Raw genomic sequence first — 26,509 nt, 5'->3', positions numbered from 1 at the left:
ATGTCTCACATCGAGCGGACGACGGCGAGAGGGAAACGCAGATGCGCGCAGTGCAGGTGACCGAGTTCGGCGGACCCGAGGTGCTCACGCCGGTCGAGCTGCCCGATCCCGTGGCCGGCCCCGGTGAGGTGCTCATCGACGTCGAGCGCATCGGCGTCAACTACGCCGACACCCACCAGGCCGAAAACTCTTACCTCGCGCCGTCCAAGCTGCCGCTCGTTCCCGGCGGCGAAGTGGTCGGAACCGCCCAAGGCAAGCGGGTCGTCGCCCTGCTCAACGGTGGTGGCGGGTACGCCGAGAAGGCCGTCGCGCCCGAGGCGACCACCTTCCCCGTTCCCGACGGCATCGATGACCTCACCGCGCTGTCCATGCTGGTCCAGGGCACCACCGCGTGGGTCCTGCTCAAGCGGAACGCCCATCTCGAAAAGGGCGAGTCGGTCGTCGTGCACGCGGCCGCCGGCGGGGTCGGGACGATCGCCGTGCAGCTCGCGAAGGCCTGGGGCGCCGGCCGCGTCATCGCCACCGCCAGCAGCGACGAGAAGCGCGCCCTCGCGCTCGAACTCGGCGCGGACGTCGCCGTCGACTCGCGTGCGGAGGACATGACCGAGGTGCTGCTCGACGCCAACGGCCGCCGCGTCGACGTCGTGCTCGACATGGTCGGTGGCAAGACGACCGACCAGAGCATCGCCGCGCTCGCGCCGTTCGGCCGCCTCGCCTTCTACGGCATGGCCGGCCGGGAGGCGCCGAAGCCGCTCGACCTGCGCAAGGTCCTCGGCCACAGCACGACCGTCAGCGGCATGTGGCTGCCGCACGTGTTCCGCCTGCCGGGCAACGTCTTCGGGACCGCGTTGAACGACCTGTTCGAGCTGGTCCTGGCGGGCAAGCTCAAGGCGATCCCGGGCGGCGAGTTCCCGCTGTCGGACGCCCGCGGCGCGCACGAGGCCCTGCGGTCGCGCAAGACCGTCGGCAAGCTACTGCTCGACCCCGGCAAGTAGGCGTTCCAAGGGTGCCGCCTTGTGGAGGCACTCCTGCCACTCCGCCTCCGGGTCCGAATCGGCCGTGATGCCGCCGCCGACGCCCAGCTCGATCCGGCCGGCGGCGATCTCGAACGTCCGGATGGCCACGTTCAGCTCCAGCCCCGCCGCCGGGGACAGCAGTCCGATCGCTCCCGTGTAGACCCCGCGTCCGCAGGGTTCCAGAGCGGCGATCAGGTCCAGCGCGCGGATCTTCGGCGCGCCCGTCACGGAACCGGGCGGGAAGGTGGCCTCCAACAGGAGGCCGTCCGAAACGGACGGTCGCAGCGTCCCCGTCACCGTCGAGTCCAGGTGCCACACCCCCGGTGCCGGCCGGACCCGCAGCAGCGACGGCACCGTCACCGACCCCACCTCGCACACCCGGCCGAGGTCGTTGCGCACCAGGTCCGTGATCATCACGTTCTCGGCGACGTCCTTCACCGACTGGCGCAACAACAGGGCATTCCCGTCGTCGTCCGGCCCGCGCCGGGGGAGTGTTCCCTTGATCGGTGTCGAACGCACCGAACGCCCGTGCCGCGCCAGGAACAGCTCCGGCGAGAACGACACCACCGAACCCCACTCGCCCGAGACGAACGCCGCCCGGCGTGGATCCAAAGTGGACACTCCGGCGGCGAACAAAGCAGCGGGGGATCCCGAAAAGGAAACCGTGAACCGGCTGCAGATGTTCGCCTGGAACAGCTCGCCGGCCTCGATCGCGTGCACGCACGCCTTCACCGCGTCCCGGTGCTCCGAAGGCAACGGACGTCGCAGGGGCCCGGCCGTCCACGACAAAGCAGGTGCGGGAGAAGTCAGCAGCGACTCCATTGTGGACAGTGAAGGCCCACCGCCGTCGAGGGACTCCAGGTAGCAGGTGCCCGAAGGAGACCAGCGCAGCACGTGGTCCGCCCAGCCCCACGCCGACGCCGGCAGCGGGCCGGAGTCGTCGTATGCCAGGTACCCGAACCAGCCGCCGCCGATCACGTCCGGGGGAGCGTCGACCTCCGGACAGGCGGGAAAGCCCGTCGGCGAAACCTCGAGTGAAGGTGCGATCACCGCCCGCGAAGAAAACCAGTCACCCGAGACCATCGCGGGCGGCGGCAGGCCGCGGGACGCGTTGTGGTGAGCGAGTACCGAGAAAGCGCGCGCGGGCGTCACGTCCGTCCGGAGTGCCCTGCTCGTCACGCGCATGGCGACATACCACCACAGGTCAGAGCAGCAGGTCACCCAATGTGAACGGGTACACGACGGCGTTCTGCTCCACCGGCCCGTCGACGCCCCGCACGTCCGGGCCGTACGCGTGCTGGTGCACGCCGAGCCGCGAGTGGAACCAGCCCGGCCGGCCGGGGATGCCGTTGTGCCGGATCAGCCACAGCACGACCTCGCTGTCGGCCCAGCGGTCCGGGTGCAGCCGGTGCGACCAGCAGTCGTGGTCGGCGTAGACGAGCACCCGTTCGATGCGCGCCGCGTGCCGGACGTGCTTGATCCACGTCTTGATGAACCGGTCGTCCACGCTCGGTGCCGCGACCTCCAGGGCCGGCGCCAGGGACCCGGGCGCGAACGCGCCGAGCCTGCTGGCCGTCCGGACGAAGTGGTCGGCCTGGTCGTGCGCCGCTCCGGGGCGGGCGTAGTGCCGGCCGCCGACGTGCAGGCCCACCTCCTGTGCGCCGGCCAGGTTGCGCTCGGCCGCGGAGTTGGTCCAGTTGACGTTCTCGCTGATCGTCACCGACACGAACCGGGTCTCCGCCCCGCGGACGGCGTGCCAGTCGGTCACCCGCTCCCGGTGGGACAGCGAGATCCCGCGTTCGCTCTCCGGCTCCGTCACAGTCCGCCCCCGGCACGTCGGTGGAGAGCACACCATACGTCGCCGGAGGCGGACCCGCAGTGACAACCCGCTGGTTGATCAGGCGTTCTCTCGCTGGAAGGTCCGGGTGCCCCACCACACGGACACCACCGCCATCACCAGCACCACGACACTGCCGGTGAACAACGCGTCCATCGTGAAGTCGCCGCGGAAGGTGTTCCGCTCGACGTCCACGACGTGGCGGAACGGGTTGATCTGCGACACCGTGTACAGCCACTTCGGCGCGACGCCGGAGGTGATCGGCAGCAGGATCCCGGACAGCAGCAGCAGCGGGATGAGCACGGCGTTGAGCAGCGCCGGGAACGTCTCCTCGCTCTTCAACGTCAGCGCCAGCGCGTAGGAGCACGACGCCAGCGACACCGCCAGCAGGAAGACGATCACCAGGCTCAGCAGCACGCCACCGACCGGCGCGTCGAGGTCGAACGCCAGGTACGCCAGCGCGATGATCAGCAGCGCCTGCACGACGGCCTGCAGTGCGTTGGCCAGCACCTTGCCCAGCAGCAGCGCGCCGCGGCTGACCGGCGTCACCCGGAACCGCTCGACGACGCCGGAGCGGTAGTCGGCCAGCAGGCCGAACCCGACGAACGAGCTGCCGAACAACGCCAGCTGCGCGATCAGCGCCGGGGTGAGCAGCATCCAGCCGTCCACTTCGGACAGGCCCTGGGCCTGCATCGCCTTGACCATCAGCGGCCCGAACAGGAACAGGTACAGCAGCGGCTGCATGATCCCGATCATGACCCAGGTCGGGTTGCGCAGCGCCGCCTTCAGGTCGCGGCGGAAGATCAGCCAGGTGTCACGCAGCACGGGTGCCCTCCTCCGCTTCGCGCAGGGAACGCCCGGTCAGGGTCAGGAAAACGTCGTCGAGCGTGGGCCGGTGCACCTGGACCGACAGCATCGGGATGGACTTCGCGTCGAGCGCGCGCAGCAGCTCCGGCAGCGCGACGTCGCCGCGCGGCACCCGGAACCGGACGACCCCGCCGTCCGCGGACAGCTCGTGCGCACCTGCCAGCCGGCTCGCGATCTCGGCGGCGTCGGCACCCTGCTCCGGGTCGACGCCGACCTCGACGCGGTCGCCGTTGACCCGAGCCTTGAGCGCGTCCGGCGTGCCCTCGGCGACGATCCGGCCGTCGTCGATGACGATCAGCCGGTCCGACAGCGCGTCGGCTTCGTCGAGGTAGTGGGTCGTGAGGAAGACCGTGACGCCCTGCTCGGCGCGCAGCCGGCGGATGTGGTCCCACAGGTTGGCGCGGCTCTGCGGGTCGAGCCCGGTCGACGGCTCGTCGAGGAACACCAGCCCCGGCGAGTGGATCAGCCCGAGCGCGATGTCGAGCCGCCGGCGCTGGCCGCCCGACAACGTCCTGGTCAGCCGCTGGTCCAGGCCGGTCAGGTCGAGCTGCTCGGCGAGTTCGGCGCCGCGCGCGATCGCGTCGGCCTTGCTCATCCGGTAGAGCCGCCCCTGCAGCTCGAGCTCGTCGGCGACCGTGGTCTCCGGCGAGCTGCCGCCGCCCTGCGCGACGTAGCCGATCCGCTCGCGCACCCCCAGCGGGTCGGACAGCAGGTCGCGCCCGCCGACGGTCGCGGTGCCCGCCGACGGTTTCAGCAGGGTGGTGAGCATGCGCAGCGTGGTCGTCTTCCCGGCGCCGTTCGGCCCGAGGAACCCGACGAGCTCGCCCGCTTCGACGTCGAGGTCGACGCCCTTCACCGCGTGTACTTCGCCCCCAGAGCGGCCCTTGCGGCGGAACCGCCGCTCGAGACCGCGTGCCGTGATCATGGAATGTCCCCTCTAATCAAGTTTGACTACTGGCAGCACGCAGTCTGCCCGAAGGAGCTCGTGCTAGTCAAACTTGATTACTCGTCGGCCATCGCGTACTCGCCCGCCACGAGCCGGTCGATCAGGCCCCGGAGCCAGTCGAGGCTCGCGTCGGTGATGCCGCCCCACAGCCGGTACAGCTCGCCGACGTGCTCGGGCGTCCCCAGCTCCATGCTCGCCTTCACCTCTTCGAGCATCATCGCCGCCTGCCGCTGCTCGGCCTCCAGGTGCACCAGCCGGTGCCGGAGCAGGTTGATCACGCGGGCGCGGGGGAACGTCGTCATCAGCGAGATCCCCGCCGACAGGTCCGGGTGGTTCAGCGAAGGATCGGACAGCGCTTTCGACAGCAGCACCTGGTACTCCTGCTCGCCGTCGGCGGTGAGCCGGTAGGCGGTCCGGTCGGGCCCGGCCTGCCCGGGCTCGGCGTCGACCTGCTCCAGCAGGCCTTCGGAGTCCATCTTCTTCAGCGCGTGGTAGACCGACCCGGGCTGGACGTTGGCCCACTTGTCCGCCGACCAGCTCAGCAGCTCGCGCCGGACCTGGTAGCCGTGCGCGCGGCCGTACATGCGCACCACCCCGAGCACGAGCAACCGTGTCGCCGACAACCTGGCCTCCCTCTCGACAAAGCGCGTGACGCCCTCCGTAGGCTAATAAGGTATGAGCACCCCTGTGTTGACCGCGGTGGCCTGGCCCTACGCCAACGGCCCCCGCCACATCGGCCACGTGTCCGGATTCGGCGTCCCGTCCGACGTCTTCTCCCGCTACCAGCGAATGGCCGGCAACCGGGTGCTCATGGTGTCCGGGACCGACGAACACGGCACCCCGATCACCGTCCAGGCCGACAAGGAGGACTCGACCCCGCAGCTGACGGCGGACAAGTACACCCGCCAGATCGGCACCGACCTGCAGGGCCTCGGCCTGTCCTACGACCTGTTCACGCGCACCACGACCGGCAACCACGCCGAGGTGACGCAGCAGATCTTCCTGGCGCTGCACCGCAACGGCTACGTCGTGCCGAAGACGACGCGCGGCGCGATCAGCCCGTCGACCGGCCGCACGCTGCCCGACCGCTACGTCGAGGGCACCTGCCCGATCTGCGGGTACGACGGCGCGCGCGGCGACCAGTGCGACAACTGCGGCAACCAGCTCGACGCCGCGGAACTGATCAACCCCAAGTCGCGGATCAACGGCGAGACGCCGAAGTTCGTCGAGACCGAGCACTACTTCCTCGACCTGCCGGCGTTCACCAAGACCCTCGGCGACTGGCTGGGCACCAAGACCGACTGGCGCCCGAACGTCCTCAACTTCACCAAGAACCTGATCGACGACATGCGGCCCCGGCCGATCACCCGCGACCTCGACTGGGGCGTCAAGATCCCCCTCGACGGCTGGCGCGACCAGCCGCTGAAGCGGTTCTACGTCTGGTTCGACGCGGTGATCGGCTACTTCTCGGCCAGCGTCGAGTGGGCCCGGCGCTCCGGCAACCCGGACGCGTGGCAGGAGTGGTGGAACAACGCCGACGCGCGGTCCTACTACTTCATGGGCAAGGACAACATCACCTTCCACGCCCAGATCTGGCCGGCGCTGCTGTTCGGCCACAACGGCGAGGGCGACAAGGGCGGCGAGCCCGGCAAGTACGGCAAGCTGCACCTGCCGGACGAGATCGTCTCCAGCGAGTTCCTCACCATGAGCGGCTCGAAGTTCTCGACCTCGCGCGGGCGCGTGATCTACGTCGAGGACTTCCTGCGCGACTTCGGCCCGGACACGCTGCGGTACTTCATCTCGGTCGCCGGCCCGGAGACCCAGGACACCGACTTCACCTGGGACGAGTTCGTCCGCCGGACCAACTTCGAGCTGGCCAACGAGTGGGGCAACCTGGTCAACCGGTCCATCTCGATGGCGCACAAGAACGTCGGCGCCATCCCGCGCCCGGAGGCCCCGACCGCGGCCGACGAAGAGCTGAAGGCGTTGTCGCGCAAGGCGTTCGACACCGCGGGCGCGCACCTGGCCCGGTCCCGGTTCAAGCAGGCGGCGAGCGAGGCGATGAAGGTCGTCACCGCGGCGAACAAGTACATCTCCGACCAGGAGCCGTGGAAGCTCAAGGACGACCCCACGCGGCGCGACACCGTGCTGCACACCGCGCTGCAGGTCGTCTCGGACGCCAACACGCTGCTGACGCCGTTCCTGCCGCACTCGGCCCAGAAGGTGTACGAGGCCCTCGGCGGCACCGGCGTCTGGGCCGCGCAGCCGGAGCTCAAGGAGGTCGAGGACCTCGACATCGACGGCCGGGTCAACCCGATCCTGACCGGCGACTACGCGGGCGAGCAGGCGAAGTGGGAGTCGAAGCCGATCGAGGTCGGCAAGCCCCTGCAGAAGCCGTCGCCGCTGTTCACCAAGCTCGACCCGGCGCTCGGCGAGACCGGTCCGGAATGGGCGCCGATCATCAAGGAGTAAGAAGTACGCATGGGTGAAGAGAAGCGCGAGCTGCCGCCGGTCCCGGACCGGCTCCCGGTGTCGGTGGTGGACGCGCACACCCATCTCGACGCGTGCGGCGCGGTCACCGCGGCCGATGTCACGGCCATGGTCGACCGCGCCGAGCGCGCCGGCGTCGCCCGCGTCGTCACGGTGGCGGACGACCTCGCCTCGGCCCGCTGGGCCACCGAGGCGGCGACCTGGGACCGGCGCGTGTGGGCCGCGGTGGCGATCCACCCGACGCGGACCAAGGAGTTCGGCGAGGCCGAGAAGTCCGAAGTGGAGCGGCTGGCCGCCCAGGACCGCGTGGTCGCCGTCGGCGAGACCGGCCTCGACTACTACTGGGACTACTCGCCGCACGACGCCCAGCAGGAGGCGTTCCGCTGGCACATCGACCTCGCGAAGCGGCTGGACAAGCCGCTGATGATCCACGACCGCGAGGCCCACGACGACGTGCTGCGCATCCTGGCCGAAGAGAATGCGCCGAATGCCGTAATCTTCCATTGTTTTTCCGGGGACGCGGAAATGGCGCGCAAGTGCGTCGACGCGGGATACGTCCTTTCCTTCGCGGGCACGGTGACGTTCAAGAACGCGAAGGGGCTCCACGAGGCGGCCCGGCTCTGCCCGGCGGACCAGTACCTCGTCGAAACCGACGCGCCGTTTCTGACCCCCCACCCGTTCCGTGGACGGCCGAACGAGCCGTTCGGCGCCGCCTACACCGTCCGTCACCTCGCGGCGCTCAGGGGCGAAGCTGTCCACGAAGTCGCCGAAGCGGTCCGGACCACCGCCGAGCGCGTCTACCGACTCCCCAGTGTCACAACGGGTTGAACGCATTGCGACATCAGGGTTCCTTGATCGTCCACCTGATGGAGTGACGGGGATCACGACACTCCGGGGGGTGTTTGCGCAACCCGGCGGGACCCGTTACTGTCCCGTGATCGTGCCGGTCGGACCTGCGCTCAGCAGTTCCCGATCGTCACGCCCAGTCGTAGAGACGGCGCCCCCGACCGCCGTCTCGTGAAAGGGAACGATCCCCGGTGACAGGTAGCAGACAGGCTGGAGCGCGCTCGGCCGTCCTCGATCGGCACTACGAGGACACCGCCTACGGCCAGCTCGACTTCTCCGACGACCCGAACATCACGCAGCAGGACATCCTCGCCGCGCTCGGCCCCGACGCCGACGCGATGATGGCCGAGATCGACGTCGACGTCGACGAGCTGATCCGCCTCATCAACGCGGAGACGACGTACCTGCCGCCGATCGTCATCCCGGACGGCCTCGACGAGGACCGCACCGCTTCCCCCGAAGCGCGTCGTGCGGCTCTGGACGAGGGTCTCCGCCAGACCACCAAGGTCTGGAAGCGCCGCTTCCTCAAGGGCGCCGTCCTCAGCGTCATGATCAGCGTCGCCGGCGGCGGCGCGGCCGCGCTGGCGATGAACAAGAGCGTCACCGTCGACGTCGACGGCCAGCAGACCACCGTGCACTCGTTCGGCGACACCGTCGGCGAGGTGCTGGAGGACGCGGGCCTGTCCGTGGGCGCGCACGACTCGCTCTCCCCGTCCCCGCAGGCGGAGGTCGGCGACGGCGGCGTCATCAAGCTCGAGCGCGGCCGCCAGCTGAAGATGATCGTCGACGGCGCGGAGCACACCTCCTGGGTCCGCGCAACCCACCTCGGCGACGCGCTGGGCCAGCTCGGCATGACCGGGCTCGACAAGCCCGGCACGTGGATGTCGATGCCGAAGGACGGCGAGCTGCCCCTCCAGGGCGCCACCGTCGAGATCAAGACCCTGAAGAACATCACCCTGTACGACGGCGCCAACGCGCCGAAGCAGGTGAAGACGACCGCGGTCACGACGAAGGAGTTCCTGGGCGAGTACAAGCTCACCCTGGGCCCGGAGGACCAGGCCGAGGGCGGCTTGGACGTCAAGCTGACCGACGGCGCCGAGGTGCACATCAGCCGCACCGGCGTCTCGACGGTCGTCCAGAAGGAAGCCATCGACCCGCCCGAGCAGCGCGTCGACGACCCGGACCTGGCCAAGGGCAAGACCTCGGTCGAGGACCCGGGCACGCCGGGTGAGAAGGAAGTGACCTACAAGGTCACGCAGAAGAACGGCAAAGAGGTCGGCCGGGAGAGCATCTCCGAGAAGGTCATCACCCAGCCGAAGCCGAAGATCGTCCACGTCGGCACCAAGCAGGCCCCGACCCCGGCGATCGGCGACGGCTCCTCGTGGGACCGCATCGCGCAGTGCGAGTCGGGCGGCAACTGGGCCATCAACACGGGCAACGGCTACTACGGCGGCCTCCAGTTCGACAAGCGCACGTGGGACGCCTACGGCGGCGACGCGTACGCGAACCTGCCGAGCCAGGCTTCGCGCGAGCAGCAGATCGCGATCGCGGAGAAGGTCCGCGACGCTCGTGGCGGCTACAGCGCCTGGCCGGTTTGCGGCAAGAAGGCCTGAGTTTCGCTTTCGGAACGGCCCTCGTCCCTCGTGGACGGGGGCCGTTTCGCGTGCCAGTGTCGCCCCCTCGGTAGGCTCCACCGGTGGTTGAACTGCTGGGACCTGCCGAGATCCGCGGGCTGGCGGCCGAACTCGACGTGCGGCCGACCAAGAAGCTCGGGCAGAACTTCGTGCACGATCCCAACACCGTCCGGCGGATCGTCGAGCTGGCCGGCGTCGGCGAAGGGGACGTCGTCCTCGAGGTCGGGCCCGGGCTCGGCTCGCTGACCCTCGGGTTGCTCGCCACCGGTGCCCGGGTCGTCGCCGTCGAGATCGATCCCAAGCTCGCCGAACGGCTGCCCGAGACCGTCGCCGAGCGGGGCCCGGACGCCGCTGACCGGCTGACCGTCGTCGGGGCCGATGCCCTGCGTGTCACGCGCGAGCAGCTCGGCGAGCCGACCGCGCTCGTCGCCAACCTGCCCTACAACGTCGCCGTGCCCGTCGTGCTGCACCTGCTCGCCGAGGTGCCCTCCCTGCGCAGCGGCCTCGTGATGGTCCAGACCGAGGTCGCCGACCGGATGGCCGCCGGCCCCGGCAGCCGGATCTACGGCGTCCCCAGCGTCAAGCTCGCCTGGTACGGCCCGGCCCGGAAGGTCGCCGCCGTGCCGCGGTCGGTCTTCTGGCCGGTGCCCAACGTCGACTCGGCGCTCGTCGCCTTCGAACGCGGTGACGCTCCGGCGTCGGACGACCGCGATCGGCTCTTCGGCCTCGTCGACGCCGCTTTCTCACAGCGCAGGAAGACCCTCCGGGCCGCGCTCGCCGGCTGGGCGGGGTCCGCCGAGCGGGCCGGGGAGCTGCTCACGGCCGCCGGGATCGACCCCAAGACCCGCGGCGAGCAGCTGAACGTGCACGACTTCGCCAGGTTGGCCGCGGTCCGTTAGCAGGTCCACAGTGGAAGTCAACGCCGTCCGGCGAAAATACGCCTCTTGCCGTGCGATCTCGCGATTCGGACACCTCCACTCGTGTGATCTGGGCCAACAGGCTTGCTTTCGCTCCTCGGGATCGGTTTTACTCAGTACGTCCATCCCGAGCGACTGAGAGACCTGGCTCGCCGAAGTCGCAGCAACCACCCTCCACAGGGCAGGTGCTACCGCCAGGACCGATGGAGGCCGTTTCCGATGAAGAGGGTAGCTCGCCCCCTGCTCCTGACCAGGCGTCGCGTAGTCGACGAAGGCCGCCGCTCCGTGACCGCATGTCGACGCTCCCACTGAGCTTGTCGTAGCCGGTCCACCTCTTCTTCATGCACCGTCCACACAGGACGGACTCTGCTTGCGGCCGGGCGCCTCCGAGTGAGCGCGCCCCGTTTCCTGGAGCCTTCGTGATCACCGTCGAAAACCTGTCCAAAACCTTTGCCACCAACGGAAATTCGGTCGTCGCCCTGCGGGACGTGAGTGTCGACGTCCAGGCCGGCTCGCTCTTCGGCGTGGTCGGCCCGGCCGGGTCCGGCAAGTCCGTCCTGGCTCGCTGCATCGCACTGCAGGAGCGGCCCGACCGCGGCGTCGTCCGGCTCGACGGCCTCAACACCGGCACCCTCGACGGCCGCCGCCTGCGCGAGATCCGCCGCCAGCTCGGCGTCGTCTCGACCAAGCCGGAGCTGATCGCCGAGCGCACCGTCGCCGGCAACATCGCCTCCCCGCTCGAGCAGCTCGGCGTCGAGGGCCCGCAGCGCCGCAGCCGCGTCGGCTCGCTGCTCGACCTGGTCGGCCTGACGCAGCGCGCGACGCAGCGTCCCGGCGAGCTCACCGAGGGGCAGCTCCGCCGCGTCGCGGTCGCGAAGGCCCTCGCGGCGGCGCCCGCCGTGCTCCTGGCCGACGACCCGACGGCCGGCGTCGACCCGGAGGAGGCCGGCTCGGTGCTCACCGTGCTCGACCGCGCCCGCTCCGAGCTGGGCACCACCGTCGTCATCACGACGCCCGACGCCGGCGTGGTCCGCCGGGTCTGCGACGACATCGCGGTGCTCGAGGACGGCACGGTCATCGAGCGCGGCACCGTGCTCGACCTGATCTCGAACCCGGCCAGCCGCACCGCGCAGGCGCTGCTGCCGGCCATCGAGACCACCCGCTCGCAGTCGGCGCGCTACGACCGCTCGGTCGACGTCGTGCTGGTCGGCTTCGCGTCGGTCGGCGCGCTGCTGCCCGAGGCCGCGGGCCGGTTCGACGTCGAGTTCGCCACCATCGGCGGCGGCCTGACCCGGATCGGCGACACCCCGGTCGGCCGGTTCCGCCTGGGCGTCCGCGGCGAGCGGGCCGACGCCGCGCTGGCGTGGGTCGCCGAGCGCGGTGGCCACGTGACGCACACCGCTCGCGGCCCTCAGGGTGTCGCGGCCTGATCCAAACGTCGGAACCGCCCCGATGCGCACGTCGCATCGGGGCGTTTTCGCGGGCACGTAGGCTGGTCGGGTGCTCGCCGTAGTTCCGCCTCCAGTCACCGTCCGGGTCCCGGCCAAGGTCAACCTGCACCTGGCGGTCGACGACCTGCGCGAAGACGGTTACCACGAGCTGGTGACCGTGTTCCAGGCCCTGTCGCTGACCGACGAGGTGACCGTCGCCGTCACCGAAGAGCCGGGGCTGGAGATCTACGGCGAGGGCGAGGGCGCGGTCCCGACCGGCCCCGAAAACCTGGCCTGGCGCGCGGTCGAAGCGCTGTCCGCGCACGTCGGGCGCACCGGCGACCCGAAGGTCCGGGTGGTGCTGCGCAAGGGCATCCCGGTCGCGGGCGGCATGGCGGGCGGCAGCGCCGACGCGGCGGCGACGCTCGTCGGGCTGGCGAGCCTGTGGAACCTCGACGTCACGCGCGACGAGCTGGCCGAGATCGCGGCCGGCCTGGGCAGCGACGTCCCGTTCGCGCTCTACGGCGGCACCGCGCTGGGCACCGGACGCGGCGAGCGGCTCGTGCCGGTGCTGTCGCGGCACACCTTCCACTGGGTGCTCGCCTTCGACGAGCGCGGCCTGTCGACGCCGAAGGTGTTCGGCGAGCTCGACCGGCTGCGCGCCGACGGCAACCCGCCGCGGATCGGCTCGCACACCCCGGTCGTCGAGGCGCTGGCCTCGGGCGACCCGCGTCAGCTGGCGCTGCTGCTGGGCAACGACCTCCAGGCGGCGGCGGTCTCGCTGCGGCCAGGGCTGCGCCGCACGCTGCGCGCCGGCGTCAACGCGGGCGCGCTCGCCGGCACGGTCTCCGGCTCCGGCCCGACGTGCGCGTTCCTCTGCGAAGACGCGCAGTCGGCGGTCGAGGTCGCCGCCGAGCTGTCGGGCGCGGGGGTGTGCCGCACGGTCCGGGTGGCGCACGGCCCGGTGCCCGGCGCCCGCGTCGTCGGCGGTGACGACGCGCCGCGCCCGGCGCCGCCGCGCGTGCACGCCTGATCGTCCACTGTGGACTTTTGTTACTGAGGAAAGGATCCGGATGGCCAACCTGGTCAACCTGGAGGCGGTGAGCAAGTCCTACGGGGTTCGCCCGCTCCTGGACGGCGTGTCGCTGGGCGTCGCGGCCGGGCAGCGCATCGGCGTCGTCGGCCTCAACGGCGGCGGCAAGACGACCCTGCTGGAAGTCCTTTCCGGACTCGCGGAGCCGGATTCCGGGCGGGTGAGCCAGGTTCGCGACCTGCGGATGGCGGTGGTCACCCAGCGCACCGAGCTGCCGGACGGCAGCACGGTCGGCGACGTCGTCCTGGAACGCTACGGCGCCGAACACGAGTGGGCGGCCGACGCCCGCGTACGGTCCATTGTGGACGGACTTGGGATCACCGCGATCGGGCTGGACACGCCGACGGCGAACCTGTCCGGTGGCGAGCGGCGCCGGGTGTCGCTGGCCGCCGCGCTGACCGGCGAACTCGACCTCGTCGTGCTCGACGAGCCGACCAACCACCTGGACGTCGAAGGTGTCCGCTGGCTCGCCGACCATCTGCTCGCGCGCCGGATCGCGGTCGTGGTCGTCACGCACGACCGGTGGTTCCTCGACACGGTCGCGACGCTGACGTGGGAGGTCGCGAACGGCCGCGTCGAGCAGTACGAAGGCGGTTACGCGGACTGGATCTTCGCGCGCGCCGAGCGGGCGCGGCTGGCCGCGACGGCCGAGGAAAAGCGGCAGAACCTGGCCCGCAAGGAGCTGGCGTGGCTGCGCCGCGGCCCGCAGGCGCGCTCGTCGAAGCCGCGCTACCGCATCGAGGCGGCCGAAGCGCTGATCGCCGACGTGCCGCCGCCGCGCGACTCCGTCGAGCTGCAGGCGTTCGCCAAGCGCCGGCTCGGCAAGACCGTGTTGGAGCTGGAAGACACGACGTACCAGGTGGGCGAGCGGACGCTGCTCGACCACGTCACGTGGCGGGTCGGGCCGGGCGACCGGATCGGCCTGGTCGGGGTGAACGGCTCGGGCAAGACGTCGCTGCTGAAGCTGCTCGGCGGCGACGTCGAGGGCTCGACCGGCCGCCGGATCGAGGGCAAGACGGTGGCGCTCGCGCACCTGCGCCAGGAGCTCGACGACCTGCCGGGCGACCTGCGCGTGCTGCAGGCGATCGAGCAGGTGGCCGGGCGCGTGGTGTTCGGCAAGCAGGAGATGACGGCGTCCCAGCTGGGCGAGAAGCTCGGCTTCCCGCAGGCCCGCCAATGGACCCCGGTCGGCGACCTGTCCGGCGGCGAGCGCAGGCGCCTGCAGCTGTGCCGGCTGCTGATGGCCGAGCCGAACGTCCTGCTCCTGGACGAGCCGACGAACGACCTGGACATCGACACGCTGCAGCAGCTGGAGGACCTCCTCGACGGCTGGCCGGGCACGATGGTCGTGGTGTCCCACGACCGCTACCTGGTGGAGCGCGTGTGCGACACGATCGTCGCCCTGTTCGGCGACGGCCGGATCACGCACCTGCCGGGCGGGATCGAGGAGTACTTGAACCGCCGCGCGGCGGTCGTCCCGGTCTCGGGACCGGCGCCGTCGGCGGAGAAGGCCGAGGCGAAGAAGTCGGCGGCGGATCTGCGCGCGGCCCAGAAGGAACTGGGGCGGCTGGAGCGCAAGCTGGACCAGCTGCACGCGAAGGAGGAGAAGCTCCACGCGTCGCTGCTGGAGGCGGCGACGGACCCGGCGAAGCTGATGGAGCTGAACGCGGAGCTGAAGGGCGTCCAGGGCGAGATCGAGGACGTCGAAGGCCGGTGGCTGGAGACATCCGAACTGCTGGAATGAGGGTGGTCGGGCCCGACGAGCCCCTCGGCGTGCCGTACGTCGAGATGGAGACCTTCTTCCACGGGCCTGGGTGGACCGTGCGGGAGACCTGGCAGGCCGCGAGCGAATGACCGCACGCCTCGACGTGCTGGTCCGGCTCGACCACCCGCGTGCCTTGACGATGACCCGGTCGTCATCCGCACGTTGCTGCGGCGCGGCGGCCGCGGTTCCGAGATCCCCGGCGAAAACGTCGAAGGCCCGTTGCGCACCTTCTTCCCCGACGAGCACCGCCACCCCGACGTCGTCGTCCGGCTGCGGGGGCAGCGGCAAGTCGACCGGTGGCTCGCGGGTCCCGTTTCCGCGTCGCTCGGCGGATGTTGACACCCAGACAGTAATCTGACGCCCATGAGCAGGTTCGTGGACACGCTCGTCGCCACCGCGGCGGGGCGGGGTCAGCAGCGTGGCATGGTCACCGGGGAGCCCAAGGAGCCGGTTCGGCGGACCTGGGGCGAGGTGCACGAAGAAGCCCGGCGGATCGCCGGCGGGCTCGTCGCCAACGGTTTTCAGCGAGGTACCGCCGTCGGGGTGCTGGCCGCCGCTCCCGTGTTGATCGCGCCCACCGTGCAGGCCGTCTGGCTGGCCGGGGGCAGCGTCACCATGCTGCACCAGCCCACGCCGCGGACCGATCTCGCCGAATGGGCCGAGGACACCGTGCGCGTGCTCGGGATGATCGGGTCGAACCTCGTGCTGCTCGGTGAGCCCTTCGACCAGCTCGCCCCCGTGCTGGAGGAGAAGGGCATCGGCTACCGGCTGATCACCGAGCTGGCCGAAGCCGAGCCGCTGCCGGACGTCGTCGTCACCGATGAGGACGAGACCGCGCTGCTGCAGCTGACCAGTGGCTCGACCGCCGACCCCAAGGCTGTGCGGATCACCTACGGGAACCTGTACTCCAACGTCAAGGCCATGGTCGACCGCGCGGAGTTCGACTTCGACGTCGACGTCATGGTGTCCTGGCTGCCGACCTTCCACGACATGGGCATGGTCGGCTTCCTGACCGTGCCGATGACCTTCGGCGTCGAGCTCGTCAAGATCACGCCCGTCGAGTTCCTCTCCGGGCCGTTGATCTGGCCGCAGCTGATCACCAAGTACGGCGGCACGACGACGGCCGCGCCGAACTTCGCCTACGCCATCGTCGGGCGCCGGATGGCCCGCGTCGACGACGACAACGCCTACGACCTCTCGAAGCTGCGCATCGCCCTGAACGGCGCCGAGCCCATCGACGAGACCGCCGTCCAGACCTTTGTGGACGCCGGTGCGCGGTTCAAGATGCCCGCGGAATGCGTTTTCCCGGCCTACGGCATGGCGGAGGCGACCCTCGCCGTGTCGTTCGCGCCGCTGTTCACCGGGCTCACGCTCGACGTCGTCGAGGCCGACGCGCTCGAAGCCGACAATCGCGCGGTGCCCGTGCCCGAAGGGGACGCCCGGCGCGGCACCGACAGCGTCCGGTCGTTCGCGCTGCTCGGCCGGCCGCTGGACGGGCTCGAAGCGGAGATCGTCAACGACGCGGGGACGCGGGTCGGCGACCGCGAGGTGGGCGAGATCCGGCTGCGCGGTGAGGCCGTGACGCCCGGGTACCTGACCATGGAGGGCCCGGTCGCGACGCAGGACGACGAGGGCTGGCTGAACACCGGAGACCTCGGCTACCTGGTCGACGGCCAGATCGTCATCTGCGGCCGCCGCAAGGACGTCATCATCATGGGCGGCCGCAACCTGTACCCGACGGACATCGAGCGCGCGGCGACGTCGGTCGAGGGCGTCCGGGCGGGCAACGCGGTGGCCGTGCGGCTGGACGCCGGCAGCCGCCGCGAGCGGTTCGCGGTGGTCCTGGAGTCGAAGCTGGCGGGCGACGCCGAGGCCGAGAAGAACCTGACGAAGCAGGTCTCGGCGCGGGTCCGCGACGCCGTGGACATGCGGCCGTACGCGGTGGTCGTGCTGCCGGCGGGCAGCCTCCCGAAGACGCCGTCGGGCAAGGTCAAGCGCGCGGCGACGGCCCAGCAGTTCGCGGACAAGATCAAGAAGAACGCCGACGCCTGAGCCGTCACTTTCCCTATGAAAGCTCCACGGGAAGCGGAGCTTTCATAGGGAAAGCTCCGCTTCTAGCGTTGCTGGAGGTGCGCCGCGCGCAGAGTCGGCGGGGTGGCGCGGGAGGCGGTGGCCTCGTCGGATGTGCGGGCGCCCGGGAGGTCCGGGGCGTGGCCCGTGCGGGCCGCGAGCTGGTCCTCCACCCGGTCCAGGAAGTCGTCGACCTCCTTCTCGTCGTAGCCGCGCTTGCCGATCAGCGGCTTGGCGAACACCACGTGGTGCACTTCGGCGGCGGTCAGGTCGTCCTCCTCGGCGAGCGTCTTGGCGATGCGCCGGACGAACTCCTCGACCTCGTGCTTCGCGTAGCCACGGCGGCCGATCGGGGCGTTACCGAAGGTGACCTCGGCGAGGTCTTCGGCGGTGAACGACATGCAACTCTCCGATTCCGGGGTTGGGCGGTGCGAACTGCCGTACACCGTCCTAGCCCGTGAACGGGTCCCCCCGGAAGGGTCGGACCCCGAAGCTCACCCCGACGGGCGGCCGCCGGCCGCCTGTGGGTGAGCCGGGACTACGCAGCGCTGTGTGGCCGGTCTCACACCGTCAAGAGCGGCCGAACCACTTCTTCGGGCCCTGCGGACGCCGCTCCTCGACCACCGGCTGCGGGTTGCGCAGCTCCACCAGAGCCTTCTCGGCCTCGTCGAGGAACAGGTCGACCTGGGCCTGGTCGTAGGCGCGCATACCGACCGGCATGATCGTGAACTCGACGTAGTGGATGTCGTCGGCGGTCAGGATGTTGCGACCGGACAGCGCCTCGGCGATCAGGTCGAGGAACGCGTCGACCTCGTCCTCGTTGTAGCCGCGCCGGCCGAAGCGGGGTTTTCCGAACGCGATCGCCCGGACTTCGTCGGGGGTCATGGGCTCACCTTGCCACCGATGTCAGCCCGCATGGAAGGCGTTCTGCGCGGCCGCGAGGCCGGTGCCGACCAAGGCCTCGGTCGCGTCCGCGCAGCGGTCCACCTCGAACGGGAGCTCCTTGCGCTCGACCGTCGAGAAGTCCTTCAGGACGAAGTCCGCCGGGTCCTGGCGGCCGGGCGGGCGGCCGATGCCGAACCGGACCCGGTAGTAGTCGCGGGTCCCCAGCGACTTCGTGATCGAGCGGAGTCCGTTGTGGCCGTTGTCGCCGCCGCCGAACTTCAGCTTCAGCGCGCCGAAGTCGACGTCCAGCTCGTCGTGCACCACGACCACGCCGGTCGGCGGCACCTTGTAGAACCGCGCGGCGCCGACCACCGGGCCGCCGGAGAGGTTCATGTACGAACGCGGCTTCACCAGCACGACGCGGCGACCGCCGAGACGGCCTTCGAGCACCTCGCCGCCGCTCTTGTGCGTCTTGAACTTGCCGCCGATGCGGTTGGCGAGCTCGTCCAGCACCATGAAGCCGACGTTGTGCCGGTTTCCGGCGTACTGGGGTCCGGGATTGCCGAGGCCGGCGAGCAGGATCAGCTCGCCGGCCCCGGGCACGTCTTCGGTCATGCGGAAATGCTATTCGGCGGCTTCGGCCGACTCTTCGCCCGCTTCGGCGGTGGCCTCGTCCTCGGCCTCTTCACGCTGCGGCTCGTTGACGGCGACGACGAGCGCCTCCGGGTCGGTGACCAGGGTGGCGCCCTGGGGCAGCTCGACCTGGCCGGCCAGGACCTGGCTGCCGACCTCGAGGCCCTCGATCGAGACCTCGAACTGCTCCGGGATGTGCAGCGCCTCGACCTCGACCTGCAGGGTGTCGACGTCCTGGTTGACCAGGCCGCCGGGGCCGGGGGTGCCGGAGACGACGACCGGGACGTCGACGACGATCTTCTCGCCGCGCTTGACGACCAGCAGGTCGACGTGCTCGATGTAGTTCTTCAGCGGGTGCACGACGATCGTCTTCGTCAGCGCGAGCTCGTCGGAGCCCTCGAGGGCGAGGGTGATGACGGCGTTGGAGCCGTTCTCACGGACGACGCGGGCGAACTCGATGGCCGGCAGCGCGAAGTGCCGCGGGTCCGAGCCGTGGCCGTACAGCACGGCGGGGATCTTGCCGGCGCGACGCGTGCGACGCGCGGCGCCCTTGCCGAACTCGGTGCGCGGCTCGACGGACAGACGTACCTCGGACACGGTGTGGCACTCCTTCAAATCACGAACATGGTGCGGGAGACAGCATGCTGCGGCGGGGATGCTTGCGTTGTTCTGTTCAGGTGGTTGCGGCGGCGAGTTTCAGGCGTGCACGACAGCCGGGGCTACTCGAGCCGCCGCGTCGATCACGCCGGGCACCCCAGAAGGGCCCCGCCTCGCCGAGACAACCTCAAGAGTGTAAACCAACCTCATCACGGTGGGTTGCGGCGGGGGCCCGGCCCAGGCTAGAACCCTCCTGAACCCCGGTGCGTGACGACACAAATCCGGTGGCGCGACTTCACCGGCCGAGGTGTCCTCGGGTACAGCGGGAGAGCAGGGGGCGGAAGATGTGGGCTCGACGGGCCACGACGGCGGCGGCGGTGCTGCTGCTGGGCGGACTGCTGGCCGGCTGCCAAGTGGCGGTCCCCGGCACCGCCGGTGTCTCCGCGGCCGGGCAGCAGACGGCCGACCGGCGCGCCGAGCAGCGCACCGCGGTCGACGCCGCCCTCACCGCGCTGGGCCAGGCGCCCGCGCTCGCCCTGAAGTCGGCGGTCAACGGCGCCGACCAGCAGTTCCGCGTCACGCGCGGCGGCAACGCCCTCGGCGGGCTGCCGCTGGAAGGCCGCGTCGTCCAGGTGACCGCCGCCGCGGGCCAGTTCTACCTGCAGGCCGACGCCGACTACTGGAAGTCCCACGCCATCGATGAAGGCACGCAGTTCGGCACGAGCTGGGTGCGCTCGCTCGGTTCCGAACTGCCGCTCGACCCGGCCGCGCGGTTCGCCCCGAAGGCGCTGGCTGACGGGCTGCGCAAGGCACTGGCCGGCCTCGACCGGCTGGGCGACCCGGTCAAGGCGAAGCTCCCGGACGGCACCGAGGTCTACCAGCTCGGCGCCGCGCCCAGCGTCCTGCGCGTCACCACGGCCAAGCCGAACCGGGTCGTCAGCTTCGCCCCGGCGCTGCTCGACCCGCAGGCCGGCCCGAAGTTCGGCGCCGAGTTCCGCGTCGACCCGCTCGCCGGCGACGCGCTCAAGAAGTTCCACACCGACCTCGACAACACCGTCGGCGGGCTGGGCCAGCCGTTCGAAGGCCTGGTTCAGGCGAGCGCCGTCGTCACGAACGACAACCTCGACTGCAAGGACTTCGTCGGCTCCTGCACGACGACCGTCGACGTCTCCAACAGCGTCGTCGGCTCGCCGTCCGGGGGCGGGAAGAGCGTCGTGCACATCAACCTCTCCGTCGAGGTGAGCGCCGACTCGCTCGGTGCGCAGACCTGCACGGCGGCGGCCGACGCCGACCCCTACGCGACGGTCAAGATGTCCTGCACGGTCAAGTTCAAGCTGCCGAACCGCACGGCGAGCTACCAGGTGCTGTCCAAGCCGAACGCGACCGCGGAGGTCCGCGCGGCCCTCGACGTCAACGCCGTGAAGCAGCAGGTCGCGGCGGAGTTCGCCGGCCTGGGCGGCTGAGCTGGACACCTACCCGGGGGTGCGTTGCTTTCGTTGCAGTTCGTGATCATCCGTTCTTAGCATCGGCCGTGAAGGCCGACTACGAACGAGGAGATCTCATGGCCAAGCTGGTCATTTTCGGGGGAACGGGCTACGCCGGGGGCAAGATCGGCGCCGAGGCGGTGCGCCGCGGGCACGAGGTGGTCGGCGTCGCGCGCAACGCGGGTTCCGCGCCCGAAGGCGTCGACGAGCGGCAGGGTTCGCTCCACGACGAGGAGTTCGTGACGGGGCTGGCGAAGGACGCCGACGTGTTCGTGGTGGCCACCCCGGCGCGCGCGATCGACGGCAAGAAGCTGATCGAGGCCGTCCCGTCGCTGGCCCGGATCGCGCGCGAGAACGACGTGCGGCTGTCGTTCGTGGGCGGCGCGGCCAGCCTGCTGGTCGCCGAGGGCGGCCCGCGGCTGTTCGACACCCCGGAGTTCCCGGCCGAGTACAAGGACGAGGCCGGCAGCCACGCCGAGGTGCTCGGCCTGCTGCGCGAGCAGCCCGAGGGCCTCGACTGGTTCTACGTCAGCCCCGCCGCCGAGTTCGGTGCCTGGACCCCGGGTGAGCGCACGGGCGCCTACCGCGTCGGCGGCGACGTCCTGGTGACCGACGAGAACGGCAAGTCGCACATCGGTGGCGACGACTTCGCGACCGCGTACGTCGACGAGATCGAGCAGCCGAAGCACCACCGCGCGCGCTTCACCGTCGCCTACTGAAGTTCCCGGATCACCGGGGCGAACGTCTCGAGGTTCGGTTCGAACACCGTGATGTAGGTGAAGCCGTAGCGCTCGCGCCGGGTCTCGAGCTGTCCGGCGATCTCCTCGACCGTGCCCAGCAGCAGCTGGGGCGCGTCGAGGAGCTCCCGGGCGTCCGCGACGGCGCTGCGCTCGGTCTTCTCGTGCCACGCTTCCGCGGCCGCGCGCCGGTCGTCGGTGACCTCGACGTGCTGGACCAGCATGTTGTACTCGACTTCGCGTTTCGCCTTAGCGCGGAAGTACGCGACGCGCTCGTCCATGGCCGTGTCGAGCTTGAACGTGCCCGGAGGCTTGCCCGGCTGTTGCTTCAGGCCCGCGAAGCCGACGACGTCCGCGTGTTCGGCGGCCAGCTCCAGGACCCCGTCGCTGTTGCCCGCGATCAGCAGCCGCGGGTGGTCGATGCCCTCGTCCTCGAAGTGTTTCCGCAGGTGGCCGAGGCTCTCTTCGAGGTAGCCGATCCTGGTCGACGCCTTGTGCCACGGCAGCCCGGCGTTGTCGAACTCGGCTTTCATGTGCCCGGCACCGAGGCCGAGGTCGAGGCGGCCGTCGAGCAGCGCGGCCGTCGAAGACGCGTCGCGGGCGAAGAGGGCGAAGTTGTAGAAGGGCACATTGGACACCAGCGTGCCCAGCCGCACCCGCTCGGTGACGGCGCCGGCCATGGCCAGCACCGGGAAGGGCGCGAAGCGGCCGGTGCCGAGGTGGTCGGGCACGGTGATGACGTCGTAGCCGAGCTCTTCGGCCCGCCGGCACTTGGCGATCCAGGCGTCCCGGCTGCCGATCTCGCGGAGGCTGACGCCGAACTTGAAGTTCCCCATGCCGGCGACGCTAGCGCCGGAAACCGCCGCCGGGCGCGGAGTTCGCGCCCGGCGGACGGGTTCAGGCGTTGCCGTCGAAGAGGGACGTCACCGAGCCGTCTTCGAAGACCTGCTGGATGGCTTCCGCCAGCATCGGCGCGATCGACAGGACGGTCAGCCCCTCGAACCGCTTCTCCTCGGGGATCGGCAGCGAGTTCGTCACGATGACCTCGCGCGCCTTGCACTGCGAAAGCCGCTCGGTCGCCGGGTCGGACAGGATGCCGTGGGTCGTCGCGATGACGACGTCCGCCGCACCCTCGTCGATCAGGGCCTCGGTGGCCTTCACGATCGTGCCGCCGGTGTCGATCATGTCGTCGATCAGCACGCAGAGCTTGCCCTCGACCTTGCCGACCACGCGGTTGGCGACGGCCTGGTTCGGCTTGTCCGGGTCGCGCGTCTTGTGGATGAACGCGATCGGCCGGTCGCCCAGCGTCTGCGCCCACTTCTCGGCCAGCCGCACGCGGCCCGAGTCCGGCGAGACGACCGTGATGTCGGCGTTGCCGTAGGTCTTCTTGATGTGGTCGGCCAGCACGGTCTGCGCCATCAGGTGGTCGACCGGGCCGTCGAAGAAGCCCTGGATCTGCGCGGTGTGCAGGTCGACGGTCATGATCCGGTCGGCGCCCGCGGTCTTGAACAGGTCCGCGATCAGCCGCGCCGAGATCGGCTCGCGGCCCTTGTGCTTCTTGTCCTGGCGCGCGTACGGGTAGAACGGCATCACCACGGTGATCCGCTTCGCGCTCGCCCGCTTGAGCGCGTCCACCATGATCAGCTGTTCCATCACGTATTCGTTGATGGGCGTGGTGTGCGCCTGGATGACGAAGGCGTCGGTGCCGCGCACGGACTCCTCGAAGCGGACGAACAGCTCGCCGTTGGCGAACGTGTGCGCCGTCTGCGGGGTGATCGTCACGTTGAGGTGCTTGGCGACCTCTTCGGCGAGCTCCTGGTGCGCCCGTCCGGAGAAGAGCATCAAGTTCTTCTTCGGCGTACCTGACTTCGGACTCATGCTGGCGACTCCCCGTCGGTTCCTGCTGCTGACTCGGCGTCGAGCGCGGCCTGGGCCGCTTCCGCCGCGGGCGTACCCGGCCTGCGCCGGATCGCCCAGCCTTCGATGTTGCGCTGCGGCGGCGCCGACACCGCGAGTGTGCCCGGCGGGACGTCCTCGCGGATCACGGCACCCGCTCCACTGTAAGCGCCGTCACCGACCTGCACCGGAGCGACGAAGGTGTTGTCCGCGCCCATCCGGACATACGACCCGATAACGGTCCGGTGCTTGTTCACCCCGTCGTAGTTCACGAACACGCTGGAGCAGCCGATGTTGCTGTGCTCACCGATCGTGGCGTCCCCGACGTAGGTCAGGTGCGGCACCTTCGTGCCGGCGCCGATGTCGGCGGACTTCGTCTCGACGAACGCGCCGAGCTTGCCCTTTTCGCCCAGTTTCGTGCCCGGCCGCAGGTAGGTGAACGGGCCGACGTTGACGCCGTCGCCGAGCTCGGAGTCCGAGCCGTGCACGCGCACCACGGAGGCGCGGGCGCCGATGGTCATGTTCGTCAGGGTGCTGTCCGGCCCGACCGTCGTGCCTTCGCCGACCGACGTGGTGCCCTTGAGCTGCACGCCGGGCTCGATGACGACGTCCCGCGAGAGGGTCACGCCGGCGTCGATCCAGGTCGTGGCCGGGTCGACGACCGTGACGCCCTCACGCTGCCAGCGCCGCACGATCCGGCGGTTGAGCTCGGCGCCGAGCACCGACAGCTGGACGCGGTCGTTGACGCCCTCGGTCAGCCACGGGTCGTCGACGACGAGCGCGCCGACGTGCAACCCGTCGCCGTTCGCGATGCCCAGGACGTCGGTGAGGTAGAGCTCGCCCTGGGCGTTGTCGGTCGAGAGGCGCGAGAGGCCGTCGCGCAGGACAGCGGCGTCGAAGGCATAGACACCGGAGTTGATCTCGGTGATCTCCGCCTGCTCCGGGGTGGCGTCCTTGTGCTCGACGATCCCGGTGACCTTGCCCGCCGCGTCGCGCACCATGCGGCCGTAGCCGGCCGGGTCGGCGACGACGGCGGTGAGCACGGTGACCGCGTTCTTCGCCTCGGTGTGCTCGTCGAGCAGGGCGCGTAGCGTCGCCGTGTCGAGCAGCGGGACGTCGCCGTAGCTGACGATCACCGTGCCGGTCAGGTCGGCGGGCAGGGTCGCCAGCGCGCAGGACACGGCGTGGCCGGTGCCCTTCTGCTGGTCCTGCACCGCGGTGCCGACCTCGCGCCCGAGGGCTTCCCCGACCCGCGCGAGGTGCTCGCCGACGGCTTCGCGGCCGTGGCCGGTCACGACGACGAGGTGCTCGGGATCCAGGCCGGCGGCGGCCCGGACGGCGTGCTCCACGAGGGGCCGCCCGGCGATCGGGTGCAGCACCTTCGGGGTCGCGGATCGCATGCGGGTGCCCTCACCCGCGGCGAGGATCAACGTGCTCAGCGGGCCGGTCAACGGCGCTCCCAACGGTTACCAATGAATGGCTTCTGTCGGGACACGATCCTAACTGGGCTCTTCGGGCTCCCACGCGGGGTCGGTGGGAAGGCCTTCGCCCGCCCACGCGCCCGCCGGGTCGGCGGCCATCGAGTTGGCGGACGCCACCTGGTTGCCGCCACCGCGTTTCGCCTGGTACATGGCCGCGTCCGCGCGCGCGAGGACCTGCTCGCCGCGCTCCTGCGGGCGCAGCGAGACGAGCCCGATGGACAGCGTGACGCCGTGCGAGAGGTGGTGCGGCAGGTTCGACACGGACTTCACCGCGCGGCCGAGCGCCATCTTCGCCGCGGACGCCGGCGTGCCGGGCAGCAGGACGATGAACTCGTCGCCGCCGTAGCGCGCCACGAGGTCGTCGCCGCGCAGGGCGTCACGCAGCGTGCTCGCGACAACGCGCAGCACATTGTCGCCTTCGGCGTGCGACTGCTTGTCGTTGACGCCCTTGAAGCCGTCGAGGTCGACCAGCGCGACCGCGAGCGGCTGCGCGTCCGCCGACGACGCCAGCTGGCGCAGCTTCTCGTCCAGCGCGCGCCGGTTCGGCAGGCCGGTGAGCGGGTCCTGCAGCGCCTGCTGGGTGATCGCGCCGTGCTCGGCGGAGAGCCGTTCGTGCTCGCGGCGCGCGTTCAGCGTGGCGATCTGCGACTCGCGCAGGCTCCACATCTCGTTCTCGAGGCGCCTCGCGTAGTCGATCAGCGACTCGCTCGCGCCGGACGCGTAGTCCGGCGTGGTGTCCAGCCGGGCCAGCTCGCGGGCGATGTTCAGCCGCATCGACGGCTGCGAGATGTCCTCGGCCATCGTCTCGCGCGCCTGGCGCAGCACGCCGAGGGCCTCTTCGCGGCGGTCGGCCCGGTCGAGGCAGCGGGCCAGCGCGATGGCGACGATCTCGCGGTCGCCCGGGTAGCCGGTGCCTTCGTGCAGGTTGCGGAGCCGGTCGATCTGGTCGCTGCTCGGGCTGTGCAGCGCCTGCGCGGCGGCGAGGACGCCGACCTGGTCGACGGCCGGGACGTCCGCCAGCCGCGGGAACAGCGACTCGGTGTACGGGCCTTCGGCGGCGACGGCCATGGACGCGGCGGTGCGGAACTTCTCGGCGCTCTCGTCGTACTCGTCGATGCGCTCGAGCCGCAGGCCCCAGCCCAGCAGCATCTTGACGCGGTTCATCAGCTGCAGCGTGATCTCGTGCGGGCTCGCGCTCTCGCGGATCGCGCTCGCGGCGCGGCCGATGACCTCCTCGGCGGCCTCGTAGACGCCGAGCTGGTTCAGCACGATCCAGCAGTCGTTCAGCGTCGACCAGAGCATCCGGTTCCACTGGCGGATGCCGACCTGCCGGTTCGGGATCGCGGAGTCGTCGAGGATGGCCAGCGCGCGGGCGATCTCGGTGAGCGCGGGGTCTTCCTGCGCGGCGATCACCAGGCGGCGCCCGCGCAGCGCGTGCGCGTCGGCCCGCAGCAGGGCGAGGCCGTGCCGGCGGGTGTGCGCGAGCATCTCGTCGAGCCGCGGTTCGGCTTCGGCCGCGAGGCCCTTGGTGATCAGCCGGGCGATCGCGGACGCGCGCAGCAGCTGCGCGACCATCGTCGGCTCGCCGCGGCGCTGGGTCTCGTCGAGCAGCTCGTCCATCAGCTCGACGATCTGCAGCTGCTGGGTGTACTCCTGCCGCTGGACCGCGGCGATGAGCTCCCGCGCGCGCCCGACGAGCCAGGCGTCGGACATCTCGGCCAGCGCGGGACGCCTGGCCGCACCGGGGTCGGTCGCCTCGTCGGTCAGCGCCAACCTCCCGGTGTCGTGGGTTCGGGTCCTTCTGCTGCTCCGCCGCCAGGATTCGAACCTGAACTGTCAGAACCAAAATCTGAAGTGCTGCCGATTACACTACGGCGGATCGAAC

Annotated in this window: 25 protein-coding genes, 1 tRNA gene and 1 riboswitch; of the genes, 12 read left to right on the top strand and 14 right to left on the bottom strand. The window is 70.7% G+C overall.

The window, feature by feature from the left end; all coding sequences use genetic code 11:
- Positions 1-41: 41 nt before the first annotated feature.
- On the top strand, positions 42-995 hold the full coding sequence (locus BLV96_RS16900) for a quinone oxidoreductase family protein (RefSeq protein ID WP_086678688.1): 954 nt from the start codon (positions 42-44) through the stop codon (positions 993-995).
- Here BLV96_RS16900 and BLV96_RS16895 read toward each other — a convergent pair.
- The 5 genes from BLV96_RS16895 to BLV96_RS16875 all read right to left on the bottom strand — a co-directional run bounded on the left by BLV96_RS16895 (position 972) and on the right by BLV96_RS16875 (position 5,289).
- A complete protein-coding gene (locus tag BLV96_RS16895) occupies positions 972-2,201 on the bottom strand; it encodes an aminodeoxychorismate synthase component I (RefSeq protein ID WP_086678687.1) in 1,230 nt (409 codons plus the stop codon). The two genes, BLV96_RS16900 and BLV96_RS16895, sit on opposite strands and share 24 nt — an antisense overlap.
- A 19-nt stretch (positions 2,202-2,220) precedes the next feature.
- Positions 2,221-2,835 carry a glycoside hydrolase family 25 protein gene (locus BLV96_RS16890; protein ID WP_086678686.1) on the bottom strand — a complete coding sequence of 205 codons (615 nt, stop codon included), beginning with the start codon at positions 2,833-2,835 and terminating at the stop codon, positions 2,221-2,223.
- 78 nt (positions 2,836-2,913) lie between these two features.
- Positions 2,914-3,678 carry an ABC transporter permease gene (locus BLV96_RS16885; RefSeq protein ID WP_086678685.1) on the bottom strand — a complete coding sequence of 255 codons (765 nt, stop codon included), beginning with the start codon at positions 3,676-3,678 and terminating at the stop codon, positions 2,914-2,916.
- Complete coding sequence (locus tag BLV96_RS16880) at positions 3,668-4,645, bottom strand: ATP-binding cassette domain-containing protein (protein ID WP_086678684.1); 978 nt, start codon at positions 4,643-4,645, stop codon at positions 3,668-3,670. Before BLV96_RS16880 ends, BLV96_RS16885 begins: the two co-directional genes overlap by 11 nt.
- A 77-nt stretch (positions 4,646-4,722) precedes the next feature.
- Positions 4,723-5,289, bottom strand: a complete 567-nt coding sequence (locus tag BLV96_RS16875; protein WP_086678683.1) for a PadR family transcriptional regulator — start codon at positions 5,287-5,289, stop codon at positions 4,723-4,725.
- A 52-nt stretch (positions 5,290-5,341) separates the two neighbouring features.
- Between BLV96_RS16875 and metG the strand changes: the two genes are divergently transcribed.
- The 9 genes from metG to BLV96_RS16830 all read left to right on the top strand — a co-directional run bounded on the left by metG (position 5,342) and on the right by BLV96_RS16830 (position 16,893).
- Complete coding sequence (metG, locus tag BLV96_RS16870) at positions 5,342-7,138, top strand: methionine--tRNA ligase (protein WP_167379623.1); 1,797 nt, start codon at positions 5,342-5,344, stop codon at positions 7,136-7,138.
- A 9-nt stretch (positions 7,139-7,147) separates the two neighbouring features.
- Positions 7,148-7,984: a TatD family hydrolase gene (locus BLV96_RS16865; protein WP_086678681.1), complete on the top strand. Its 837-nt coding sequence runs from the start codon at positions 7,148-7,150 to the stop codon at positions 7,982-7,984.
- Positions 7,985-8,193: 209 nt separating this feature from the next.
- Positions 8,194-9,615: a resuscitation-promoting factor gene (locus BLV96_RS16860; RefSeq protein WP_086678680.1), complete on the top strand. Its 1,422-nt coding sequence runs from the start codon at positions 8,194-8,196 to the stop codon at positions 9,613-9,615.
- 83 nt (positions 9,616-9,698) lie between these two features.
- Entirely contained in the window at positions 9,699-10,535 is an 837-nt protein-coding gene (rsmA, locus tag BLV96_RS16855; protein WP_091389237.1) for a 16S rRNA (adenine(1518)-N(6)/adenine(1519)-N(6))-dimethyltransferase RsmA, read from the top strand.
- Between the two features lie 137 nt (positions 10,536-10,672).
- Positions 10,673-10,763, top strand: a riboswitch (SAM riboswitch).
- A gap of 209 nt (positions 10,764-10,972) precedes the next feature.
- The gene (locus BLV96_RS16850) at positions 10,973-11,983 is read left to right on the top strand and encodes a methionine ABC transporter ATP-binding protein (protein ID WP_091389234.1); all 1,011 of its coding nucleotides are present in this window, start codon (positions 10,973-10,975) and stop codon (positions 11,981-11,983) included.
- A gap of 70 nt (positions 11,984-12,053) precedes the next feature.
- The gene (locus BLV96_RS16845; protein ID WP_086678040.1) at positions 12,054-13,016 is read left to right on the top strand and encodes a 4-(cytidine 5'-diphospho)-2-C-methyl-D-erythritol kinase; all 963 of its coding nucleotides are present in this window, start codon (positions 12,054-12,056) and stop codon (positions 13,014-13,016) included.
- Between the two features lie 40 nt (positions 13,017-13,056).
- Entirely contained in the window at positions 13,057-14,820 is a 1,764-nt protein-coding gene (locus tag BLV96_RS16840) for an ABC-F family ATP-binding cassette domain-containing protein (RefSeq protein ID WP_086678038.1), read from the top strand.
- 183 nt (positions 14,821-15,003) lie between these two features.
- A complete protein-coding gene (locus BLV96_RS50700; protein WP_244180263.1) occupies positions 15,004-15,180 on the top strand; it encodes a hypothetical protein in 177 nt (58 codons plus the stop codon).
- A gap of 24 nt (positions 15,181-15,204) precedes the next feature.
- Positions 15,205-16,893, top strand: a complete 1,689-nt coding sequence (locus BLV96_RS16830) for a fatty acyl-AMP ligase (RefSeq protein ID WP_086678036.1) — start codon at positions 15,205-15,207, stop codon at positions 16,891-16,893.
- Between the two features lie 62 nt (positions 16,894-16,955).
- On the opposite strand, the gene BLV96_RS16825 is transcribed toward BLV96_RS16830, so the two are convergent.
- From BLV96_RS16825 to BLV96_RS16810, 4 genes are all read right to left on the bottom strand, one after another.
- Positions 16,956-17,312: a DivIVA domain-containing protein gene (locus BLV96_RS16825; protein ID WP_086678035.1), complete on the bottom strand. Its 357-nt coding sequence runs from the start codon at positions 17,310-17,312 to the stop codon at positions 16,956-16,958.
- Between the two features lie 169 nt (positions 17,313-17,481).
- Complete coding sequence (locus tag BLV96_RS51255; protein ID WP_086678034.1) at positions 17,482-17,796, bottom strand: DivIVA domain-containing protein; 315 nt, start codon at positions 17,794-17,796, stop codon at positions 17,482-17,484.
- Positions 17,797-17,817: 21 nt separating this feature from the next.
- A complete protein-coding gene (pth, locus tag BLV96_RS16815; RefSeq protein WP_086678033.1) occupies positions 17,818-18,411 on the bottom strand; it encodes an aminoacyl-tRNA hydrolase in 594 nt (197 codons plus the stop codon).
- Between the two features lie 9 nt (positions 18,412-18,420).
- Positions 18,421-19,026: a 50S ribosomal protein L25/general stress protein Ctc gene (locus BLV96_RS16810; protein ID WP_086678032.1), complete on the bottom strand. Its 606-nt coding sequence runs from the start codon at positions 19,024-19,026 to the stop codon at positions 18,421-18,423.
- 344 nt (positions 19,027-19,370) lie between these two features.
- On the opposite strand from BLV96_RS16810, the gene BLV96_RS16805 reads away from it, so the two are divergent.
- Both BLV96_RS16805 and BLV96_RS16800 read left to right on the top strand, forming a co-directional pair.
- The gene (locus tag BLV96_RS16805; RefSeq protein ID WP_086678031.1) at positions 19,371-20,489 is read left to right on the top strand and encodes a hypothetical protein; all 1,119 of its coding nucleotides are present in this window, start codon (positions 19,371-19,373) and stop codon (positions 20,487-20,489) included.
- A 98-nt stretch (positions 20,490-20,587) separates the two neighbouring features.
- Positions 20,588-21,229: an NAD(P)-dependent oxidoreductase gene (locus tag BLV96_RS16800; RefSeq protein WP_086678030.1), complete on the top strand. Its 642-nt coding sequence runs from the start codon at positions 20,588-20,590 to the stop codon at positions 21,227-21,229.
- On the opposite strand, the gene BLV96_RS16795 is transcribed toward BLV96_RS16800, so the two are convergent.
- From BLV96_RS16795 to BLV96_RS16775, 5 genes are all read right to left on the bottom strand, one after another.
- A complete protein-coding gene (locus tag BLV96_RS16795) occupies positions 21,223-22,083 on the bottom strand; it encodes a TIGR03621 family F420-dependent LLM class oxidoreductase (RefSeq protein ID WP_086678029.1) in 861 nt (286 codons plus the stop codon). The genes BLV96_RS16800 and BLV96_RS16795 overlap by 7 nt on opposite strands.
- Positions 22,084-22,144: 61 nt before the next feature.
- Positions 22,145-23,125 carry a ribose-phosphate diphosphokinase gene (locus tag BLV96_RS16790; RefSeq protein ID WP_086678028.1) on the bottom strand — a complete coding sequence of 327 codons (981 nt, stop codon included), beginning with the start codon at positions 23,123-23,125 and terminating at the stop codon, positions 22,145-22,147.
- Entirely contained in the window at positions 23,122-24,594 is a 1,473-nt protein-coding gene (gene glmU / locus BLV96_RS16785; protein ID WP_086678027.1) for a bifunctional UDP-N-acetylglucosamine diphosphorylase/glucosamine-1-phosphate N-acetyltransferase GlmU, read from the bottom strand. Before glmU ends, BLV96_RS16790 begins: the two co-directional genes overlap by 4 nt.
- 48 nt (positions 24,595-24,642) lie before the next feature.
- Positions 24,643-26,397: a GGDEF domain-containing protein gene (locus BLV96_RS16780; RefSeq protein WP_086678026.1), complete on the bottom strand. Its 1,755-nt coding sequence runs from the start codon at positions 26,395-26,397 to the stop codon at positions 24,643-24,645.
- A 34-nt stretch (positions 26,398-26,431) separates the two neighbouring features.
- Positions 26,432-26,503: transfer RNA gene (locus BLV96_RS16775), tRNA-Gln, on the bottom strand.
- Positions 26,504-26,509: the final 6 nt, after the last annotated feature.

It is taken from the genome of Amycolatopsis pretoriensis (assembly GCF_900107925.1).
In the GTDB taxonomy this organism is placed as follows: domain Bacteria; phylum Actinomycetota; class Actinomycetes; order Mycobacteriales; family Pseudonocardiaceae; genus Amycolatopsis; species Amycolatopsis pretoriensis.
The sequence above is the reverse complement of the archived record's forward strand: the minus strand, read 5'-3'. Positions and strand labels throughout refer to the sequence as shown.

Coding starts and splice junctions, on each gene's coding strand:
- BLV96_RS16900 (WP_086678688.1), top strand. CDS start 42: ATGCGCGCAGTGCAGGTGACCGAGTTCGGCGGACCCGAGGTGCTCACG.
- BLV96_RS16895 (WP_086678687.1), bottom strand. CDS start 2,201: ATGCGCGTGACGAGCAGGGCACTCCGGACGGACGTGACGCCCGCGCGC.
- BLV96_RS16880 (WP_086678684.1), bottom strand. CDS start 4,645: ATGATCACGGCACGCGGTCTCGAGCGGCGGTTCCGCCGCAAGGGCCGC.
- metG (WP_167379623.1), top strand. CDS start 5,342: ATGAGCACCCCTGTGTTGACCGCGGTGGCCTGGCCCTACGCCAACGGC.
- BLV96_RS16865 (WP_086678681.1), top strand. CDS start 7,148: ATGGGTGAAGAGAAGCGCGAGCTGCCGCCGGTCCCGGACCGGCTCCCG.
- BLV96_RS16840 (WP_086678038.1), top strand. CDS start 13,057: ATGGCCAACCTGGTCAACCTGGAGGCGGTGAGCAAGTCCTACGGGGTT.
- BLV96_RS16830 (WP_086678036.1), top strand. CDS start 15,205: ATGAGCAGGTTCGTGGACACGCTCGTCGCCACCGCGGCGGGGCGGGGT.
- BLV96_RS16825 (WP_086678035.1), bottom strand. CDS start 17,312: ATGTCGTTCACCGCCGAAGACCTCGCCGAGGTCACCTTCGGTAACGCC.
- BLV96_RS51255 (WP_086678034.1), bottom strand. CDS start 17,796: ATGACCCCCGACGAAGTCCGGGCGATCGCGTTCGGAAAACCCCGCTTC.
- pth (WP_086678033.1), bottom strand. CDS start 18,411: ATGACCGAAGACGTGCCCGGGGCCGGCGAGCTGATCCTGCTCGCCGGC.
- BLV96_RS16805 (WP_086678031.1), top strand. CDS start 19,371: ATGTGGGCTCGACGGGCCACGACGGCGGCGGCGGTGCTGCTGCTGGGC.
- BLV96_RS16800 (WP_086678030.1), top strand. CDS start 20,588: ATGGCCAAGCTGGTCATTTTCGGGGGAACGGGCTACGCCGGGGGCAAG.
- BLV96_RS16795 (WP_086678029.1), bottom strand. CDS start 22,083: ATGGGGAACTTCAAGTTCGGCGTCAGCCTCCGCGAGATCGGCAGCCGG.
- BLV96_RS16790 (WP_086678028.1), bottom strand. CDS start 23,125: ATGAGTCCGAAGTCAGGTACGCCGAAGAAGAACTTGATGCTCTTCTCC.